Origin of the sequence: Streptomyces sp. DSM 40868, assembly GCF_011820545.1 — a bacterium.
GTDB lineage: Bacteria > Actinomycetota > Actinomycetes > Streptomycetales > Streptomycetaceae > Streptomyces > Streptomyces eurythermus.
Genome location: NZ_CP050504.1, coordinates 754,363 through 772,262 on the forward strand (window position 1 = coordinate 754,363; position 17,900 = coordinate 772,262).

General features: G+C 71.4%; 14 protein-coding genes. 8 read left to right on the forward strand and 6 right to left on the reverse strand.

The window, feature by feature from the left end:
* Nucleotides 1-476 precede the first annotated feature (476 nt).
* Nucleotides 477-1,328, reverse strand: coding sequence for an oxidoreductase (locus tag HB370_RS03420; RefSeq protein ID WP_030776112.1), 852 nt, complete (start codon nt 1,326-1,328; stop codon nt 477-479).
* Nucleotides 1,329-1,535: 207 nt separating this feature from the next.
* On the opposite strand from HB370_RS03420, the gene HB370_RS03425 reads away from it, so the two are divergent.
* Together HB370_RS03425 and HB370_RS03430 are read left to right on the forward strand one after the other, a co-directional pair.
* Entirely contained in the window at nt 1,536-2,447 is a 912-nt protein-coding gene (locus HB370_RS03425) for a helix-turn-helix transcriptional regulator (RefSeq protein ID WP_051815245.1), read from the forward strand.
* 259 nt (nt 2,448-2,706) lie between these two features.
* Complete coding sequence (locus HB370_RS03430; RefSeq protein WP_037700211.1) at nt 2,707-3,711, forward strand: winged helix-turn-helix domain-containing protein; 1,005 nt, start codon at nt 2,707-2,709, stop codon at nt 3,709-3,711.
* A 9-nt stretch (nt 3,712-3,720) separates the two neighbouring features.
* Here HB370_RS03430 and HB370_RS03435 read toward each other — a convergent pair whose 3' ends face one another.
* A complete protein-coding gene (locus tag HB370_RS03435; RefSeq protein ID WP_063766401.1) occupies nt 3,721-5,073 on the reverse strand; it encodes a solute carrier family 23 protein in 1,353 nt (450 codons plus the stop codon).
* A complete protein-coding gene (locus tag HB370_RS03440; RefSeq protein ID WP_030776101.1) occupies nt 5,070-6,194 on the reverse strand; it encodes an aryl-sulfate sulfotransferase in 1,125 nt (374 codons plus the stop codon). Before HB370_RS03440 ends, HB370_RS03435 begins: the two co-directional genes overlap by 4 nt.
* A gap of 192 nt (nt 6,195-6,386) precedes the next feature.
* On the opposite strand from HB370_RS03440, the gene HB370_RS03445 reads away from it, so the two are divergent.
* Together HB370_RS03445 and HB370_RS03455 are read left to right on the forward strand one after the other, a co-directional pair.
* A complete protein-coding gene (locus HB370_RS03445; RefSeq protein WP_030776098.1) occupies nt 6,387-6,941 on the forward strand; it encodes an XRE family transcriptional regulator in 555 nt (184 codons plus the stop codon).
* A 984-nt stretch (nt 6,942-7,925) separates the two neighbouring features.
* Nucleotides 7,926-9,923 (forward strand): alpha-L-fucosidase, encoded by a 1,998-nt coding sequence (locus HB370_RS03455; protein ID WP_030776092.1) that lies wholly within the window; start codon nt 7,926-7,928, stop codon nt 9,921-9,923.
* A gap of 87 nt (nt 9,924-10,010) precedes the next feature.
* Here HB370_RS03455 and HB370_RS03460 read toward each other — a convergent pair whose 3' ends face one another.
* A complete protein-coding gene (locus HB370_RS03460; protein WP_037700206.1) occupies nt 10,011-10,886 on the reverse strand; it encodes an amidohydrolase family protein in 876 nt (291 codons plus the stop codon).
* Between the two features lie 396 nt (nt 10,887-11,282).
* Here HB370_RS03460 and HB370_RS03465 point away from each other — a divergent pair, with 396 nt between their 5' ends.
* Together HB370_RS03465 and HB370_RS03470 are read left to right on the forward strand one after the other, a co-directional pair.
* The gene (locus HB370_RS03465) at nt 11,283-11,984 is read left to right on the forward strand and encodes a FadR/GntR family transcriptional regulator (protein WP_030776086.1); all 702 of its coding nucleotides are present in this window, start codon (nt 11,283-11,285) and stop codon (nt 11,982-11,984) included.
* A gap of 189 nt (nt 11,985-12,173) precedes the next feature.
* Nucleotides 12,174-14,030, forward strand: a complete 1,857-nt coding sequence (locus HB370_RS03470; protein WP_280117728.1) for a glycoside hydrolase family 9 protein — start codon at nt 12,174-12,176, stop codon at nt 14,028-14,030.
* Between the two features lie 111 nt (nt 14,031-14,141).
* Here the strand turns inward: HB370_RS03470 and HB370_RS03475 are convergent, their stop codons facing one another.
* Nucleotides 14,142-14,831: a nitroreductase gene (locus tag HB370_RS03475; protein ID WP_030776081.1), complete on the reverse strand. Its 690-nt coding sequence runs from the start codon at nt 14,829-14,831 to the stop codon at nt 14,142-14,144.
* Between the two features lie 108 nt (nt 14,832-14,939).
* On the opposite strand from HB370_RS03475, the gene HB370_RS03480 reads away from it, so the two are divergent.
* Entirely contained in the window at nt 14,940-15,527 is a 588-nt protein-coding gene (locus tag HB370_RS03480; RefSeq protein ID WP_030776079.1) for a TetR/AcrR family transcriptional regulator, read from the forward strand.
* A 135-nt stretch (nt 15,528-15,662) separates the two neighbouring features.
* Here HB370_RS03480 and HB370_RS03485 read toward each other — a convergent pair whose 3' ends face one another.
* Complete coding sequence (locus HB370_RS03485; protein ID WP_030776076.1) at nt 15,663-16,289, reverse strand: TetR/AcrR family transcriptional regulator; 627 nt, start codon at nt 16,287-16,289, stop codon at nt 15,663-15,665.
* A 129-nt stretch (nt 16,290-16,418) separates the two neighbouring features.
* Between HB370_RS03485 and HB370_RS03490 the strand changes: the two genes are divergently transcribed.
* Complete coding sequence (locus HB370_RS03490) at nt 16,419-17,870, forward strand: amidase (RefSeq protein ID WP_030776073.1); 1,452 nt, start codon at nt 16,419-16,421, stop codon at nt 17,868-17,870.
* The last annotated feature ends 30 nt before the right edge of the window (nt 17,871-17,900 follow it).

Here is a 17,900-nt window from a genome sequence, read left to right on the forward strand (position 1 = left end):
TCGGTCCGCGGCCCGTGGACGCCCTCGACGGCGCCCGGGTCCGTCTTGCGGTGGCATCGTCGTAAGCGCACGACGAGTTGCCGGTCTCTCCGTTCCGGCGGATCCGGTAGTTCCCTCCAACGCGCCATGCTTCCCCCATACGCGCCACGGATCTTCCGGGGCTTTCGCCTCGGTACCGTTCCGTTGATACACCTTGCGCGGTCCGCGAACCGCCACCCGCGGACGCCGACCGCACTATCCGGCCATTGCCCCGGGCGGACAGACCCCCCACGGGTGCCGGCACCACCGGGCATCCGGGCAGATCAGCGTGCGGAACGCGGCATGGCGTCCCCAGAGGCCGACGTCACCGGCCCGGATCCGAATGGCCGACAACCCGCGCGCCGCAAGCCCGTCGGCCGTCCGTCCCTCTGCACCCGGGCACTTGGTGACGCCGGTCGCCGCCGGACCCCGTGCCGGGGGCCCGAAGGCGAGTGGCGTCAGGCGGACCGGCTGACGTCGTCGAAGTCGGTCGAGGCCGACAGCTCGGCCCATGCCCGCATCTCCCGCTCGAAGGCGTCGCGTCCGGCCCGGACGAGCCGGAGCGCGTCGGTGCCGAGCAGCAGACGCGTCGGCGGCCGGTCGGCCGCCACGATGCGCAGCACCGCGGCCGCGGCCTTGTCCGGGTCGCCCGGCTGGTGCCCGCTGCCCTGGATGCGCCGGGCCCGCACCGGCTCGAACAGCTCGTCGTAGTCGGCTATCGCACGCGGCGCGCGGATCATCGAGCGGCCGGCCCAGTCGGTGCGGAAACTGCCGGGCTCGACGGCGGTGACATGGATACCGAAACCGGTGACCTCCTTGCCGAGCGTTTCGAGTATGCCCTCCACCGCGAACTTGCTGCCGTGGTAGAAGCTGAGGCCCGGCATGGTGATCAGCCCGCCCATCGAGGTGACGGCGATGATGTGGCCCGAGCGGCGCTCCCGCATGTACGGCAGCACGGCCTTGATCACCGCCACGGTTCCGTAGACGTTCACCTCGAACTGACGGCGGAGGTCGTCCATCGACGACTCCTCGAAGAGTCCGTCATGGCCGTACCCGGCGTTGGCGACGAGTACGTCGACCGGGCCCAGGTCCCGCTCGGTCTCGTCCACGACCGTGTCCACCGCGTCATGGTCGGTCACATCGAGGATGCGGGCGTGCGCGTCGCCGGCGAGCGCCTCGAAGTCCCGTGCGTCGGCGGGCGTACGCACCGTGCCCACCACCCGGTGGCCCTCGGCCAACGCCGCACGCGCGAGTGCGCGGCCCAGGCCGGTGCTGACGCCGGTGATCAGGAATGTCTTGGTGTCCGACACAGGAGTTCCCTTCGTGCGATACGAACAGGAGCCGGCCGGGGGGCGGTTGGGCCCCGGCCGGTCCCGACACGTTCCACTTCAGCACCGGAATCGGCCTCTGACCGTCTTCCAGGGGGTCCGCTTCACCCCGGGGGCAGCCGGACCGGGGGACTGCCAGTCCCCCTTTCGCGGGCCGTCGGGGCGATCTTGGCCCCTATCGTGAACGGTATGGACCGCAACACAGCTCTTGGTGAGTTCCTCCGCTCCCGGCGGGCACGGATCACGCCGCGCCAGGCGGGCCTGCCCGACGACGGCGGCCCGCGCCGTGTGCCGGGACTGCGCCGCGAGGAGATCGCGCGACTCGCGGGCGTGAGCGTCGACTACTACGTACGGCTGGAGCGCGGCCGACGGCTCAACGTCTCCGAAACCGTGCTGGACGCCATCTCCCGCGCGCTACGCCTCGATCCCGTCGAACGCGCCCATCTGTTCCAGCTCGCCAAGCCCGCCGCGGGCAGGGCGCGCCGCTCGGTGACGCGTCCGCAGTCGGTCCGCCCGGGGCTGCGCGACCTGCTGCGGATCCTTGAGCACACCCCCGCCCTCGTGCTGGGGCGGCGGCTGGACGTACTCGCGTCCAACCGGATGGCACGTGCGCTGCTGACCGACTTCGACGCGTTGCCGCACCGCGAGCGGAACCTGGTGCGGTTCATGTTCCGCGACGAGACCGCACGCTCGCTGTACACCCACTGGGACACCCACGCCCAGGACATCGTCGCCTCGCTCCGGCGCGACGCCGGACGCCATCCCCACGACCCGCTGCTGGCCGAACTCGTCGGCGAACTCTCCCTCGCGGACGAGGACTTCCGCCGCTGGTGGGCCGACCAGAACGTGTACCGGCACACGCACGGCAGCAAACACTTCCACCACCCCGTCGTCGGCCCGCTCACCCTCAACTACGAGTCCCTCACCCTGCCCGCCGACCCCGACCAGCGGCTGAGTGTCTACACCGCCGAGGCAGGCTCCGGCTCCGAAGAGGCCCTCCGGCTCCTGGCCGCATGGACACGCCGACCCGAGACGACACATGAACGGCACGCGGATCATCAGGGCCTGTCCGCGAACGGAGATCGCGCTGGGCGGGCATGACGGCGCGTGTGGCCGCCGCCTCGCCGGAGGCACCGCTGCCGGGCCGGTGGTGACAGCCGTGTCCCGCTGTCGCCGAGCAGACGAAGAACGCCGGCGCGGAAACACCCCCGTGGTTCCCGCGCCGGCGTAGTCCCTCGCCGGTGCGCTGTCCGTGTTCGGCACCATGAGCATGTCTGTCCGGGAACCCCGTCGACAACAACGTGCAGGCATGACGCAATGTCCCTGTTCACGAAGGTATCGGCAGGCGGGGGAAGGTACCGTGCAGCGCATCGTGTTGACCATGGAGGACCTGGTCCGGACTCGGATCGTGGAACTCGGGCCGATGGCCGAGACACACTTGAGTCTGCAGATGCTGCAGAGTCGGCACGACCGTGTGCTCTTCGACGCTTGGCGCAGACGCACGGGTCCTCGGGTGCCCCATGACACACGTGAGGCGGCGCCCTTTCTCGCCAACCCCAGTGGTTTCATCGCCGACTTGTACACCCCTCTGGGGCCGGTGGCATCGATGGAGGAGGGACGGGACCGTCTGCTGGGGGTGCCGCCCGGTGTATTGCGCAGTGAGCTGACACCCCCGGAGGGTGCCGAGCGATGCAGGCCCCGATGGTTGGCCGACCCCGGGCGGCGCGGCGGCGGACTGGACCGGCTGGCGGATGCCTTGAGTGAGTACCACGATGCCGCTCTGGCCCCCTACTGGCACCGCATCCGACAACACGTGCGTGCCCATGTCAGCCTGATGGGTTCGCTCATGGCGACCGGCGGCATCGGTGCCGCTCTCAAGGCCCTGGCCCCCGTGGTACATTGGGAACCGCCCACGCTGCAGGTACCCAAGTACAGACCGGGCAGTGTGGTGGATATTCACCTCAACGGTCGCGGTCTGGTTCTCGCCCCTGCCTTGTTCTGCGGCCCGCTGCCGTTGTTGTTCACACCGACCGACGACGGGGAAAGCATCCTGGTCTATCCGGTTCCGCGCAGCCCCTCCGTCGTGCGCGACATATGGTCGCCCAGCGACGCGGCCGGCACTCACAAAGCGCTCGCCGCCCTTCTCGGTGTCACGCGCGCCGCCGTCCTGGCCGCTTGCGCGGATGGCGCGACCACCACCGAAATCGCTCGCCGCCTGGACATCTCACCACCTGGCGTCAGCCAGCACACCGGTGTCCTGCGTCAGGCGGGCCTGATCACGAGTACGCGCCACCGCAACACCATGCACCACAGCCTGACCTCGCAAGGCCACGCTCTTCTCGACGACACACCGCGGACGCCGTGAGCTTGTCGGTCACTCCCGTACGCACGGCTTCTGCGGGGCGGGGACCCGGCTCCCGGGGGCGAAGCGGCCGAGCAGCGCGGTGAGGAGGACCGCGGTCAGGGTTCCGGCGACGACGCCGCTGCCGAGGATCGTGCGGGCCCAGTCGGGGAACCCCGCGTACAGGTCCGGGCTGAGCAGCGGCAGCAGTCCCATCGTGAGCGCGAGCGCGGCCGTCAGGTTGCCCGTACCCGGGCCGGACAGGTCGGCTCGGCGGAGCATCTCGACGCCCATGACGGCGATGACGGCGTAGACGACGAGTGCCGAGCCGCCCACGACGGCCTCGGGTATGCCGGCCAGCGTCCGGGACACGGGCGTGGCCAGGCCGGCGACGACCAGGAGCACCCCTGCCCCGGCGGTCACGAAACGGCTGCGGACCCCGGTGAGCCGGCCGATGCCGATGTTCTCGGCGCTGGTGATCATCAGGGACGTGCCGAACAGTCCGCCGGCCAGGGAGACAAGGGCGTCGGCGCGGGCGACGCGCGGAACGTCCCGTTCGGGAGCCGGGGTCCGGCCCACGGTCTCGCTGTTGAGCACGGTCTGCCCGGTGATCTCGGCCAGCGTGGTGAGGCTGAACACGAGCAGCGGAAGGGCGGCCACGAGGTCGAAGCGCGGTGCGCCGAAGGGCAGGAAAGCGGGCAGCGCGAAGCCCGTACCGGCCGCGGGGGCGAAGGCGCCGAGGCCGGTCGTCACCGCCACGACGGTTCCGGCCGCCATCCCGATGAGGACGGAGGTCTGACGCCAGACCCCGCGCAGGAGCACGTACGCGGCGACGGTCGCCGCGACCGTGAGCGCGGCCAGAAGCACCGCGCGCGGCTCGCCCCTGCCGTCCGGACCGGTGACGAGCCGGGCGGCGACGCGGATCATCGCGATCCCGATGAGCAGGACGGTCACGCCCATGACCAGGGGCGGGAAGAGCCGTACGACACGGGTGTACAGGGGCAGTACGGCGAGCAGCAGCGAGGCCGCCAGGAGGACGGAGCCGGTGGCGGTCGGCGCGCCGTGTTCCTGGGCGATCTGGAGGAACAGCGCCGTCGCGGCACCGCCGGGCAGCATGACGAACGGCAGGCGGCCGCCGATCCGCCACACGCCGAGGGACTGGAGCAGGGCGCCCGCGCCGCACAGCAGCAGGACGGCGCTCAGCAGCGAGGCCGTCGCAGCGGACGGCATCCGCAGGGTGCCGGCGACGAGGAAGACGGTGGAGACGGGGGCGGCGATCATCGCCAGGACGTGCTGGACGGCCAGCGGCAGGAGCCGCCGCAACGGCACCCGCGCGTCGACGGCTTCGGCTGAGCGGGGGGCAGCAGGGGCAGGGAGGGTCGTCATGCCGTCGCGTCCAGCCACGGGATGTCCGCCGCCGGGTAACGGTAGGCGCGGAAGACGGCGTTGGGCTCGGACGGGAAGAGGCCCCGGACCTCGCTCTCGTGGTAGCCGGCGAAGTACGGGACGACGTACTCCCAGCACAGGTAGCCGTCCTTCGTCACCTCGAACAACCGCCCGGACGGGGAGTCGGTCACGAGCGTGTTGCCGTTCGGCAGGCGCTGCGCGGAGCCCATGAAGGGCGCGAAGAAGAACTCGCGGGCCGGGTCGTGGTACTCCCACACGACGTCGCCGCCCGCCCGGTCGATCTCGATGACGCGGGAGTACGGCACGTCGTGGCCGGGCCGGAAGACGCCGTTGTCGAAGACCAGCAGCCTGCCGTCGTCCAGTTCGGTGGGCGCGTGCTGCTGGCTGACCGTGCCGGGGCGGCTGCGCCAGAGGATCTCGCCGGTCTCGCGGCTGATGACGACGACGGCCGAAACACTGCGCAGGCTGGCGAGGATGTTGCCGTCCCGCAGGGGCGTGACACTGTTGACGAGGGGCCAGTGTTCACGCGCGTACGCCTCGTGCAGCGGGAAGGACGCGCGGTCGAGGTGCTCGGCGGCGCGCCAGGACCACAGGAGTTCGCCGTCCGGGCCGACCTCCTTGATGGTGTCCGCCCAGACGACGCCGCCCGCGGCCTCGGTGCCGGGCACTCCGCCCCGTACGGCCGCCGCCTGAGCACCGGTCAGGGGCTCCAGGGCCGTATAGAGTATCCGGCCGTCTTCGAGGTGGTGGGCGTCGTGGTGCTGGAGGGGGTCGCGATGCTCCCGCAGTACCGTTCCGTCGGGTGCCGCGCGGAGCATGACGCCGCCCCGGTACTTGTGCCACATCGGGAAGAGGGCCTTCTCCCCCGGCAGCACCCCGTTGTAGGCGAGGGTTCCGTCGGCCAGGAGGCGGGCGTGGCGGCCGGGCCGGTAGGGGAGGTCCCAGCGGTGGACGGTGCGGCCGTGGATGTCGATGAGGTGGACCTCGCCGGTGCCGGTGAGCGGTGCGTAGAGGGTGTAGCCGTCGCACACGGCCGTCTCGTCGAGGGCGATGAGGCCGGTGGGACGCCGGCGGCGTGAGTTCTGGTCGATCGGGGGCACGTCGGAACTCCTCGATTCTTCAAATTTTCTTTGACGACATCAATCGACTTTGACGGTAGAGAGGTTGTGTGACGGGCGTGTGTCGGCAGTACGAAACCGCCTGCGGCCTCTCGGCGTGCGCCGCGTAAGGTGCCGTCAGGCACGGTCGGCCAGGGAGAACGGTGCCGCGGGGCGGGAAGGGGCGGGACGACCATGGAGGCCGGGAACACACCTCGGGTGGGTGCTGCCGTACGCCGTCGCCGCCGGGCACTCGACCTGACGCTCGCGGAGGTGGCACGGCGCAGCGGGCTGTCCTCCCCGTTCCTGAGCCAGATCGAGAACGACCGGGCGCGTCCCAGCATGCGTTCGTTGCAGCGGATCGCGGACGCCCTCGGCACCACGGCGGTACAGCTCCTCGCGGCCTCGGACGAGACCCGCACGGTCGACGTGGTGCGCGCGGGCGACGACGGCGGCCTCGACCGGGAGGCACGCGTCCGGCCGGTGGTGCGCGGCCGCCATCAGCTGCACGCGCTGGAGTTCGTCGGCGAGCACGAGGCGGACCGCGAATTCCGGCACCGCAACGACGAGTTGATGTACGTGGCGGACGGTTCGGTGGAGGTGGAGGCCGAGGGGCGGATCCACCGGCTGGGGCGCGGGGACACGCTGCTGCTGTCCGGCGGTGTCCGGCACCGCTGGCGCTCCACCGAGTCGGGCGCGCGGGTCCTGGTGGTCGCTGTCGGCGACCACGTGGAGGTGGTCGAGCCCTGACGGGTGACACGGTACGCCGGTGCCGGTCCGGCACGGGTGGTTCAGCCGCGCGACAGGCCGCCGAGCAGCCTCCGGGTACGGCGCCACGTCGTCACGTCACCACCGGCCTCCCGATTCACTTCTCCCCCGGCCTCCCGAAGGGTGGGACGCGTCGGCGCGCAGACGGTCCCTCAAGTGACTGCTTCGTGTTGCTCGCGTGCGGCAGCGCGGTGGGCTGAATCCGGACGTGTTCGGCACCGGGCCCGCCGGTCCGGCACTCGCCCGGTCCGAGCCGGGCCGGCGTCGCCGAAGAGCATCGGTGACCACTTGGCCGCCCGGCAGATGCCGGACGGCGGCCGGTCGTTCGGCGAGCACACACGGCACAGCGCCGCTGTTCTCCGACGCCTACGGCCTGAGGACGATCCGCGAACGGGCCGAGGACACGCTTGCACCGTCCGGCACCGCCGGGAGCCGGGTGACATCGCCGTCTGGGACAACCGCGCGGTGGCACACCTCCAGCCCGCCGATCTCCACCACACCGACCACCGGTGCCGGCTGTACCGGGTACCGGTCCTGGGCGACCGCCCGGCCGGACCGGACGGTTTCCGGTCCGAGTCCGTACGCGGCACACCGCTCGGGCCCTTCACCGACCCGCGGGACCCGGCTGCGGCAACCGTGCCGGCCTGACGCCGGCCAACCGGGCGCCGGGGGCGAGGCACACCGGACGGGTGATGCCGATCAGCGGTTCCGCTGAAGATGATCGCCGAGCAGTCACGTGATCCCGACCGGTCCGGGGATCGGCCGGGAGCGGGCGGAGGGCCGGCTGCGGCTGGAGCCGGCCCCGGTGCGAAGGGTGCCAGTGGCACGAAGAAGACTCATACATCTGATCTACGACCGCGCACTTCTCGCGTTTTGCCATGTACTAGTCATTGACCGGCCAGCTGGGCGCCCTTAACGTCAGATGTCTCGCGCGTCGCGGTTTCCGTCTCCGATCCGGAGGTCCCCATGCCAGCGTCTCCCCACAGCCGTCGCGTGTTCCTCACGGTGCTCGGCGCCACCGGAGCGTCCCTCGGCCTGGCGGGCCGCGCCGACGCGCTGGGCGACGCACCGACCGGCGTCAGCATCCCCGGCCCCGCCGGCTACTCCCCCGACTGGGCGTCGGTGGACCAGCACCCGCCCGCCGCGGAGTGGTTCCAGGACGCGAAGTTCGGCATCTACTTCCACTGGGGAGCCTTCAGCGTCCCGGCGTACGACAACGAGTGGTACCCGCGCAACATGTACATCGGCGGCTCGCGCGCCAACACCCACCACACGAGCGTCTACGGCGAGCCGAACGCGTGGCCGTACCACAACTTCATCGACGGCGCCCGGGACAAGGCCGGCAACTTCGTGCGGTTCGCGCCCAGGCTGAAGTCGGCCGGCGGAAACTTCGACCCCGACGAGTGGGCCCAGCTGTTCGCCGACGCGGGCGCCAAGTTCGCCGGGCCGGTCGCCGAGCACCACGACGGCTTCTCGATGTGGAACAGCGGTGTCAGCGAGTGGAATTCGGTGGCCAGAGGCCCCCGGCTGGACCTCCTCCGGCTGCACGCCGACGCGATCCGTGCCAGGGGCATGAAGCTGATGGTGGCCATGCACCACGCCTACAACTTCACCGGTTTCTACGACCACGTCCCCCCGCAGTCCACCACCGCGCTGAAGAAGCTGTACGGACAGCTCGGCGCCGCCGCCGAGAACCAACTGTGGTACGACAAGCTCAAGGAGATCATCGACGGGTACCAGCCGGACATCCTGTGGCAGGACTTCAACCTCTCCCGGGTGGACGAGGAACAGCGGCTCAAGTTCCTGTCCTACTACTACAACCGCGCCGTCGCCTGGGACAAGGAGGTCGTCGCCACCTACAAGGACGGCTTCGACAACAGGGGCGAGGTGTACGACTTCGAACGCGGCGGCCCGGCCGACATCCAGTCCCCGTACTGGCTGACCGACGACAGCGTCTCCAGCTCCAGTTGGTGCTACACGGCCGGCATCGGCTACTACTCGCTGCCCGCCATGCTGCACTCGCTGATCGACCGGGTGAGCAAGAACGGCACCATGGTGCTCAACATCGCCCCGACCGCCGACGGCACCATCCCCGGCGGACAGCGCGGCATCCTGCTGGGCATCGGCGACTACCTGAAGCGTTTCGGCGAGTCCGTCTACGCCACCCGCGCCTGGACCGTCCACGGCGAAGGCCCGACCAAGATGGGCGGCGGCTCCTTCGTCACTCCGCGCCCCGGTACCAGCGCCGACATCCGCTTCACCCGCGACAAGGCGGACACGGTTCTCTACGCGACCGTGCTGGGCTGGCCCGGCAGCACCCTCACCATCGGCACCCTGGCCTCCGGCCGGATCAACCTGGGCACACTCACGTCGGTCCAGCTGCTCGGCCCCAACGCCGGCACCTACACCAGCCTGCCCGGCCGCACCCAGGACGGCTCGGGACTGCACATCGCCATGCCGTGGTCGAGTGCGCCGTTCAGCGCCCCGGCGTACGTGGTGAAGCTGACCTTCTCCGGGCGGATCCCCGCACTGGGCGGGGGCAGCCTCCCCACCACGTGGGCCAGGATCAGCAATGTCACCAGCGGTCTGACCCTGGACAGCGGCGGCAACGTCGCCACCGGCTCGGTACTCAAGTCGTGGAACTTCGACGGCAGCACCAACCTCCAATGGCAGCTGGTCGGCCTGGGCGGTGGCTGGTACCGCATCGTCAACCGGACCAACGGCATGGCCGCCGACAGCTGGGGCGACAGCGCCAACGGCGCGGACGCCCGCCAGGCGCCCTGGAACGGCGGCGTCAATCAGCAGTGGCGGCTGGTGGACACGGGTGCCGGCCGCTATCAGATCGTCAACCGCGGCACGGGTACGGCCCTGGACGGCCGCGGCGATGTCGCGTCCGGTGCCACGGTGGGCCTGTGGGCGCCGGACAGCAGCACGAACCTCCAGTGGACCATCACCGCCGTCTGATCCGGCCGAGTGCTGCGGCCCACCGGCACCGCCCCAGCGAGTGGGCGGCACCCGCCGCCCACCACTCCGGACGCGGGCACATATGCCTTACCCGAGGCCGTAGACCCGTGAGGCGGTGCCGCCGAACACCTGTGCCGTCTCGTCGGCCGTGCAGCCGGAGAGCAGTTCCTCCGCGGTGGCGAACACGCGCGCGTAGTCCGCGGCGAGCAGGCAGACCGGCCAGTCGGAGCCGACCATCAGCCGGCCGGGTCCGAACACCTCCAGTGCGACGTGCGCGTAGGGCCGCAGGTCGTCCACCGTCCAAGTCGCCCAGTCGCCCTCGGTGACCAGGCCGGACAGCTTCGCCACCACGTTGGGCCGCTCCGCCAACGCGCCGATCCGGTCGGCCCACGGGCGCAACGACCCGCCCGCCACGTCGGGTTTGGAGAGGTGGTCGAGAACGAAGAGCAGGTCGGGGACCGCTCGTACCGCCTTCAGTGCCGCGGGCATCTGGTGCGGCAGGGTGAGCAGGTCGTAGACCAGCCCGGCGTCGCGCACCGCGCGCAGCCCGGCGAGGACATCGGGCCGCACCAGCCAGCGCGGGTCCGGTTCGCCCTGCACCAGATGGCGCACCCCCACCAGGAAGCGCCCGCCGGGACCCGACCGCAGTCCGGCCAGGACGTCGGCGACGTCCGGTGCGGTGAGGTCCACCCAGCCGACGACACCGGCGATCAGGGGCGAGCCCGCCGCCAGCGCCAGGAACTCCGCCGTCTCCCCGAGGTCGGGCAGCACCTGGACCAGCACCGTGCGCCCCACTCCGGCCGAGGCGGCCGCCGCGCGCAGGTCGGCTTCGGTGAAGCGGCGCCGGATCGGCGCCATCTCCTCGCCGGCCAGCCATTCATGGGGACGTGTGGCCGGGTTCCACAGGTGGTGGTGGGCGTCGATCCGGAGTGGACGGTGGCCGGGAGAAGGAGGAGCGTTCATCGACGAGCAGTCCTTCCGCTTCGGGTCCGCCCGCAGCGCTGCGCTCGGCGGGCTCCGGCCAGGGTATGCGCGTGCCGGCCGGGCCGGTGTTCCTCGACTCCGCCCCGATCCAGGGGTGGTCTGCCGCATCCGGCATCGCCCTGTTCATCGTGCCCGGTGGCGCTCCCGCCACCCCCTACATCTGACGTCACCTCGGGAGGCTCTGCTGACCTCCGCATCGTAGGTGCCGGACGGCAATCGACCGCCAGGGACAGCACTCGCCCCGTTGACAGGGTCTCCGCGTTCGGGGGTTGATCGGGGAGCGCCGACCGCGCGGCCGCCCATGAACAACCACGCTCGCACCGCCCGCGACCGAAGGTATGATGTCTTGCTCCCGCCGCGCTCCGAGGGGTTTACGTGGCACTGACCGACGAGGCGATCGCGAAGATCCGGTCCCTGATCCAGTCCGGTGAACTGCCGCCCGGTGCGCGCCTGCCACCCGAACCCCAACTGGCCGCCCAGATGGGCTTGTCCCGCAGTGGCGTGCGGGAGGCGGTGAAGGTTCTGGAGTCGGCCCGCGTGCTCGACGTGCGCCGCGGTGACGGCACATACGTCACCAGTCTCGCCCCGCGCCTGCTGCTGGAAGGGCTCGGCGTGGCGGTGGAACTGCTGCGCGACGACACCCTGCTGGAGGTCATGGAGGTCCGCCGCCTGCTGGAACCGATGGCGACGGGCCTGGCCGCGGTCCGGATGCGCGAGGAGGACCTGGACGCCCTGGGCAAGATCCTGGAGGACATGCGCGCCGCCCGTGACGACGCCGAACTTCTGATCCGGTACGACACGGCCTTCCACCGCACCGTCATCGCCGCCACCGGGAACGAGACGCTGACCTCGCTGCTGGAGGGGCTGTCCAGCCGGACCATCCGTGCCAGGGTGTGGCGCGGTCTGATCGAGGGCAACGCCTCGCACCTCACCCTCGCCGAGCACGAGGCCATCTACAACGCCCTGTGCGCCCGGGACCAGTTGCTCGCACAGTCCACCGCCTTGCTGCACGTCAACACCTCGGAAGTGTGGCTGCGCACGGTACTGGCCCACTCCTCGGAACCGGACAACGGGTAGGGTCCGGCCCACCTGCGGGTCGCGCACGCGAAGGGCCTGTCGACCGTGCACCAGGAGCAACCCCGGCCGCGTGGACGACGTGCCCCGGATCCGCACCGAACACCGCAGACCGATTGACGCAGTGACATGACCATGCAACGCTGCGTGGGAGCGCTCCCACTCCTGTCCCGTCCAGCCCAGGAGCAGCCCATGGCCTCCCCCTCCCCCACCGTCCTGCGTCGTTGTCGCGTGGCGGCCGTCAGCCTGGTGACGGCGCTGGCCCTCGCCGGCACGCTGACCGACGCCACCGGAGCCGCGGGGCTCACGCGTACCGTGGCGGCGCCCGCGGTCGCCCTCGCCGACTCCCCGGTGCGGGTCAACCAAGTCGGGTACCTCCCGGACGGCCCGAAACGCGCCACCGTCGTCAGCTCGTCGGCGCAGCCGCTGGTGTGGCAGCTGGTCGACGCCTCCGGCCGGACCGTCGCCTCCGGCGCCACGGCTCCGCGCGGCACCGACGCGGCGTCCGGCGACTCCACCCATCTGGCCGACTTCACGTCGTACAAGGGCGTCGGCAAGGGCTTCCGCCTGGTGGTGGACGGGCAGAGCAGTCCGGCGTTCGACATCCGTGCCGGCCTCTACAGCCCCCTGTTCTCGGACTCGATGTCCTTCTTCTACCAGCAGCGCAGCGGCACGCCGATCGAAGCCTCCCTCGCCGGGGCGGCCTACGCGCGGCCGGCCGGGCACCTGGGCGTGGCGCCCAACATGGGTGACACTCAGGTGCCCTGCCAGGCCGGTGTCTGCGACTACTCCCTCGACGTGCGCGGCGGCTGGTACGACGCCGGCGACCAGGGCAAGTACGTGGTGAACGGCGGAATTTCCACCTGGCTGCTGGTCAACTCCTACGACCGTGCGGCGCGCGCCGGCACGGCCAAGGCCCTCGGTGACTCCACGCTGCGCGTGCCCGAGCGGGGCAACCGCGTGCCCGATGTGCTCGACGAGGCCCGCTGGGAGCTGGAGTTCCTGCTGCGCATGCAGGTGCCGGACGGGCGGCCGTACGCCGGCATGGCCTTCCACAAGATCCACGATGCCAACTGGACGGGGCTGCCCACCCGTCCCGAACTGGATGCGCAGCCGCGTGAACTGCACCGGCCCTCCACGGCGGCCACCCTCAACCTCGCGGCGACGGCCGCGCAGTGCGCGCGGGTGTACGCCCCGTTCGACCGGGCGTTCGCGGCGCGCTGCCTGAGCGCCGCACGCACGGCCTGGGCCGCCGCCAAGGCGAACCCCGGCGTGATCGCGCCGGACTCCGACAGCACGGGCGGCGGCGCGTACGGCGACGGGCAGCTGAGCGACGAGTTCTACTGGGCGGCGGCGGAACTGTACGCGACCACCGGGGAGAGGACGTACCGCGACGCCGTCACCTCCTCTCCCTGGCACACGTCCCCGGACGCGTTCACCTCCTTCGGCTTCGGGTGGGCCGAGACCGCGGCCCTCGGTCGTCTCACCCTCGCCACCGTGCCGAACCGGTTGCCGGCCCCGGATGTGGCCCGGCTGCGTGCCTCCGTCGTCTCCGCCGCCGACGGCTACCTCACCACCTTGAGCAGCCAGGGCTATCCGGCCACGATTCCCGCGTCGGCGTACGTCTGGGGCTCCAACAGCCAGGTCGCGAACAACGCCCTCGTCATGGGGGTAGCCCATGACCTGACCCGGCAACGGCGTTACCGTGACGGCGCCGTCGAGGCGATGGACTACCTGCTGGGCCGCAATGCGCTCGGGACGTCCTACGTCACCGGCTACGGCACCCGGTACTCCCACAACCAGCACCACCGGTTCTGGGCGCACCAGTACGACGCCTCGCTGCCCAACCCGCCCGCGGGCTCCCTGGCGGGCGGACCCAACAGCGCCCTTCAGGACCCCGTGGCCGAGGAGCGGTTGCCCGGGTGCAGTCCGGCGGCCTGCTACGTGGACGACATCGGCTCGTACTCGACCAACGAGGTCGCCATCAACTGGAACGCACCCTTGGCCTGGCTGGCCGCCTTCGCCGCCGAGCACCGGCACAACTCCTGAGTCGGCTACGTGAGTTCGCGTCGTGGACGGCGTGAGCGTACGGCCCGTCGCCCAGGTCGACGATCACGTACACCTGGGCGGCGGCCAGGAGGGCCCGTCCGCAGACACCCCCTACCCGTGGAAGGTCGCGACCTCTTCGAGCGCGGCACGCTCGGTCGTGACGTGGTTCACGGGCGCGGCCTCGTCGGCGTACCCGAAAGAGATGCCTACGAGCAAGTGCCCGGTGGTGACCGCGAGTTCGGCGCGGACCGTGTCGGCGTAGAAGCTCAGCAGTCCCTGCGGGCAGCTCGCCACGCCGTACGCGGTCATCGCCAGGAGCAGCGTCTGCATGTAGGCGCCGACGTCGGCGGCCAGCCGGGGCCCGCCGTCCCCGGTGACGAACAGGAACGCGGCGTGGGGCGCGCCGTAGAAGCGCAGGCTCTGCGCGTCGTAGGCCGCTCGCGCCTCGTGATCGTCGGGGCCGATGCCCAGCGCTCCGTACAGTCGGGCGCCGAACGCCGCCCGGCGTGCCTGGTGCGCCTGTGTGTACATGTCCTCGGCGTACGGGAAGTCGGCCGAGGTGCGGTGTGCGGCGTGAGCCGCCTGCAAGGCGTCCGCCAGGCGCTCGCGCGCGGCGCCGCTGACCACCTCCACCCGCCACGGCTGCGCGTTGGAGTTGGACGGCGCGGCGCCGGCCAGCGAGAAGATCGCGCGCATCGTGTCCTCGGGCACGGCGTCCGGGCGGAACGCGCGGGTCGCGTGACGGCCGCGTATCAGCTTCTCCGCGCAGCCGCTCAGCTCGGTGGGGACCAACAGGCTCATGGGGCACTCCTCGACAACACGATGTAAACGTAACCGTTTACTTTGCGGGTGCCACGGGACCCTAGCAGACACCGACCGGCGAGGTAAACGGAGTCGTATACTTGGTGCATGAGTGCGACGACTACGGCCACCGGGGGACGCGGGCGTGGCGGGCGGGAGCGCATCCTGGCCGCCGCCGCCCGGCTGTTCGCGGTCCAGGGGATCAACGCGACCGGCATGGAGCAGGTCGCCGAGGCGGCACCGGTGTCCAAGCGGACGCTCTACGCGCACTTCCGGACCAAGAGCGACCTGGTGATCGCCCACCTCCAGGACCTCGCCTCGTCGGGGGCGACCCTGGAGAGCGTGCTGACCCGCGAGGACATCCCGCCGCGGGAGCGGATCCTCGGGCTGTTCGACCAGCCCGCGCCGGCGGCGGAACCGGTGCGCGGGTGCCCGTTCATCGATGCCGCGGCGGAGTTCCCCGACCCGGACAGCACGGTCCACTCCTACGCCCGCGAGCAGAAGCTACGCATGGTGGAGCTGGTCACCGCACTGGTGACGGAACTGGGCTGCCGCGAGCCGGCCGCACTCGCCGAACAGTTGGTCACCCTCGCGGACGGAGCGGCCAGCCGGGCCATGGTGCTGGGGGATCCGGACTACGGCCGGCACGCACGGGCGGCAGCGGAGACCCTCCTCGCACACTCCCTCGCCGGGTGACCCATCGGCCTCCGGCCGCGGCCCCTTCCGCTTGTTCGCGGAAGGGTGCGCGGCCCGGCGGTGCCCGCCGGGCCGATGACCCCGGGCCCGGAAACGCCCCGGGGTGCCCCGTGCCGGGACCGCGGGTGCGGGCGGTCAGCCGGTAGTGGCGGGGGTTGCGCCGAGGGGGGAGCGGTACCGGTCCAGGATGCCCTCGACGGTCCTCATCAACCGGTCCCCCGCCTGGTCGACGCTTCCGTTCTGCGTGCTGACCTGCGCGCCTTCGAGTACGAAGGTGATCTCGGCCGCGGCCTGCTCAGGGTCGGTCAGCCCGGCCTCGGCGCACATGCCGACCAGTCTGCGGGTCTGGCGGGCCTTGTGCTCCTCGATCACTCGCCGCGCGGGATGGGAGCGGTCGGGCAGTTCGGCCAGGGAGTTGATGAACGGGCAGCCCCGGTGCGAGATGGCCGGCAGCCCTTCGGCGATGAAGCGGGCCAGACCGAGGATCTGCTCCCTGTGGCGGCCGGGGTGTTCGGCCTCGACCCGGTCGAAGGCCGCCTGGTAGTCGGCGGCGACGATCCGCAGCCACTCCGCGACCAGGGCGTCCTTGGTCTCGAAGTGCCGGTAGATCGCCATTTTGGTGGTCTCGGCCCTCTCGGCGATCGCCTGGACGCTCACCCGCCGGATCCCCTCGCTCTGGAAGAGCTCTTCCGCCGCGTCGAGGATGCGCTCACGAGGTGGCAGCTTGGCCACCCTGCCCGGCCTTCTGGCGGTCGCTTCCATGGCTGCTCCGTGACGTCCGGTCCGGCTGTCGGGCCCCTGCCCACCGCTACGGTACCAGTCCGTTCCATGCGATACCGTTCGGTCTCATCAGAGACCCGTTGGTATCGTTCCGCTCTGCTGGGAGTGACTGTGAGGATTTCCGAGTACGTGAGCTTCGACGCGGTCGGGCTCGCGGAGCTGATGGCCAAAGGCGAGGTGACCCCCGCCGAAGTGGAAACAGCCGCACGGCAGGCCGCACAGGCGGTCAATCCGCGGATCAACGCCATCGTGGAGACCTGGCCGGCCGACGACGCGCCCGGCGCCGGCAGCGCACCGCTGGCCGGGGTGCCTTTCCTGATCAAGGACATCGGAGTCGCCATGGCCGGCAGGCGCACGGAGCTGGGCAGCCGCCTCGCGGCCGGCAACGTCGCGCGCGCCGACTCCTGCCTGATGGCGCGCTTCCGTCGGGCCGGCCTCGTGACGTTCGGGCGTACCGCGACACCGGAGATGGCCTACAGCATCACGACGGAACCACTGCTGTACGGCCCGACCCGCAACCCGTGGGACCCGGAGCGGAGTGCGGGGGGATCCAGCGGGGGCGCGGGCGCGGCTGTCGCCGCCGGGGTGGTCCCGATCGCACACGGCACCGACGCCGCCGGCTCACTGCGCGTCCCGGCCGCCTACAACGGCCTGTTCGGACTGAAGCCCACCCGTGGCCGGGTCTCCATGGGCCCCGACTTCGACGAGGTCTTCAACGGCCTGGCCGTGCACGGCACCCTCAGTCGCACCGTACGCGACAGTGCCGCACTGCTCGACCGGATCAGCGGCCCGGAACCGGGCGACCCCTACTCCGCGCGGCAACCGTCCCGGCCGTACGCGGAGGAAGTCACCCGCCCTCCGGGCTCGCTGCGGATCGGGGTGCTCTCCCAGGCGTGGGGCGGCCGCCGCACCACCCCGCCCGTGGCCGACGCCCTCTCCCGCACGGTGCGCCTGCTCGAATCCCTCGGCCACCGGGTGGAGGAGGCGGAGGCCGGCCTCGGGGCGCACTGGGAGGAGTTCGTCCTGGCCAACGCCCGCCTGATGGCGGCGAATCTGACGGCCCAGATCGACGAACTGGCCACCGCCTTCGGCCGGCCGGTCGACTCCTCCACCCTCGAAGCGCCCACCCTCGCCGGCTACCGATACGGGCAGCGGGTCAGCGGCGCCCAGTTCGTCACCGCCCTCACCATCCGGAACCGGGTCGCCCGAAGCCTGGCGCGGTCCTTCGACGTCCACGACATCCTCCTCACCCCCACGCTGCCGGAACTTCCCATGCCCCTGGGCAGCTACGCCGAGGGAGCGGAGGCGCTGGACGGCCTCGGCTGGATCGACCGCCTCAACGACCGCTCACCGTTCACCATGGCGTTCAACGTGGCGGGCATGCCCGCCATGTCCGTGCCCGTGACGGCCGACACCGAGACAGGGCTCCCGATCGGTATGCAGTTCGCCGCGGGTCACGGACACGAAGGCCGCCTCTTCCGCCTCGCCGGCCAACTGGAACAGGCGAGCCCCTGGTCGGGCCGAACCCCCACGGTGTGGGCGGCAAGTCCCGCCCGGCCCTGAGAAGCGCCCCTGTAGAGCCGGTAGCCCACG

Excerpts from the sequence above, each read along its gene's own strand:
- HB370_RS03435 (WP_063766401.1), bottom strand. The coding sequence starts at position 5,073 with ATGACGACCCTCCCTGCCCCTGCTGCCCCCCGCTCAGCCGAAGCCGTC.
- HB370_RS03480 (WP_030776079.1), top strand. The coding sequence starts at position 14,940 with ATGAGTGCGACGACTACGGCCACCGGGGGACGCGGGCGTGGCGGGCGG.
- HB370_RS03445 (WP_030776098.1), top strand. The coding sequence starts at position 6,387 with ATGGAGGCCGGGAACACACCTCGGGTGGGTGCTGCCGTACGCCGTCGC.
- HB370_RS03485 (WP_030776076.1), bottom strand. The coding sequence starts at position 16,289 with ATGGAAGCGACCGCCAGAAGGCCGGGCAGGGTGGCCAAGCTGCCACCT.
- HB370_RS03425 (WP_051815245.1), top strand. The coding sequence starts at position 1,536 with ATGGACCGCAACACAGCTCTTGGTGAGTTCCTCCGCTCCCGGCGGGCA.
- HB370_RS03470 (WP_280117728.1), top strand. The coding sequence starts at position 12,174 with ATGGCCTCCCCCTCCCCCACCGTCCTGCGTCGTTGTCGCGTGGCGGCC.
- HB370_RS03460 (WP_037700206.1), bottom strand. The coding sequence starts at position 10,886 with ATGAACGCTCCTCCTTCTCCCGGCCACCGTCCACTCCGGATCGACGCC.
- HB370_RS03475 (WP_030776081.1), bottom strand. The coding sequence starts at position 14,831 with ATGAGCCTGTTGGTCCCCACCGAGCTGAGCGGCTGCGCGGAGAAGCTG.
- HB370_RS03455 (WP_030776092.1), top strand. The coding sequence starts at position 7,926 with ATGCCAGCGTCTCCCCACAGCCGTCGCGTGTTCCTCACGGTGCTCGGC.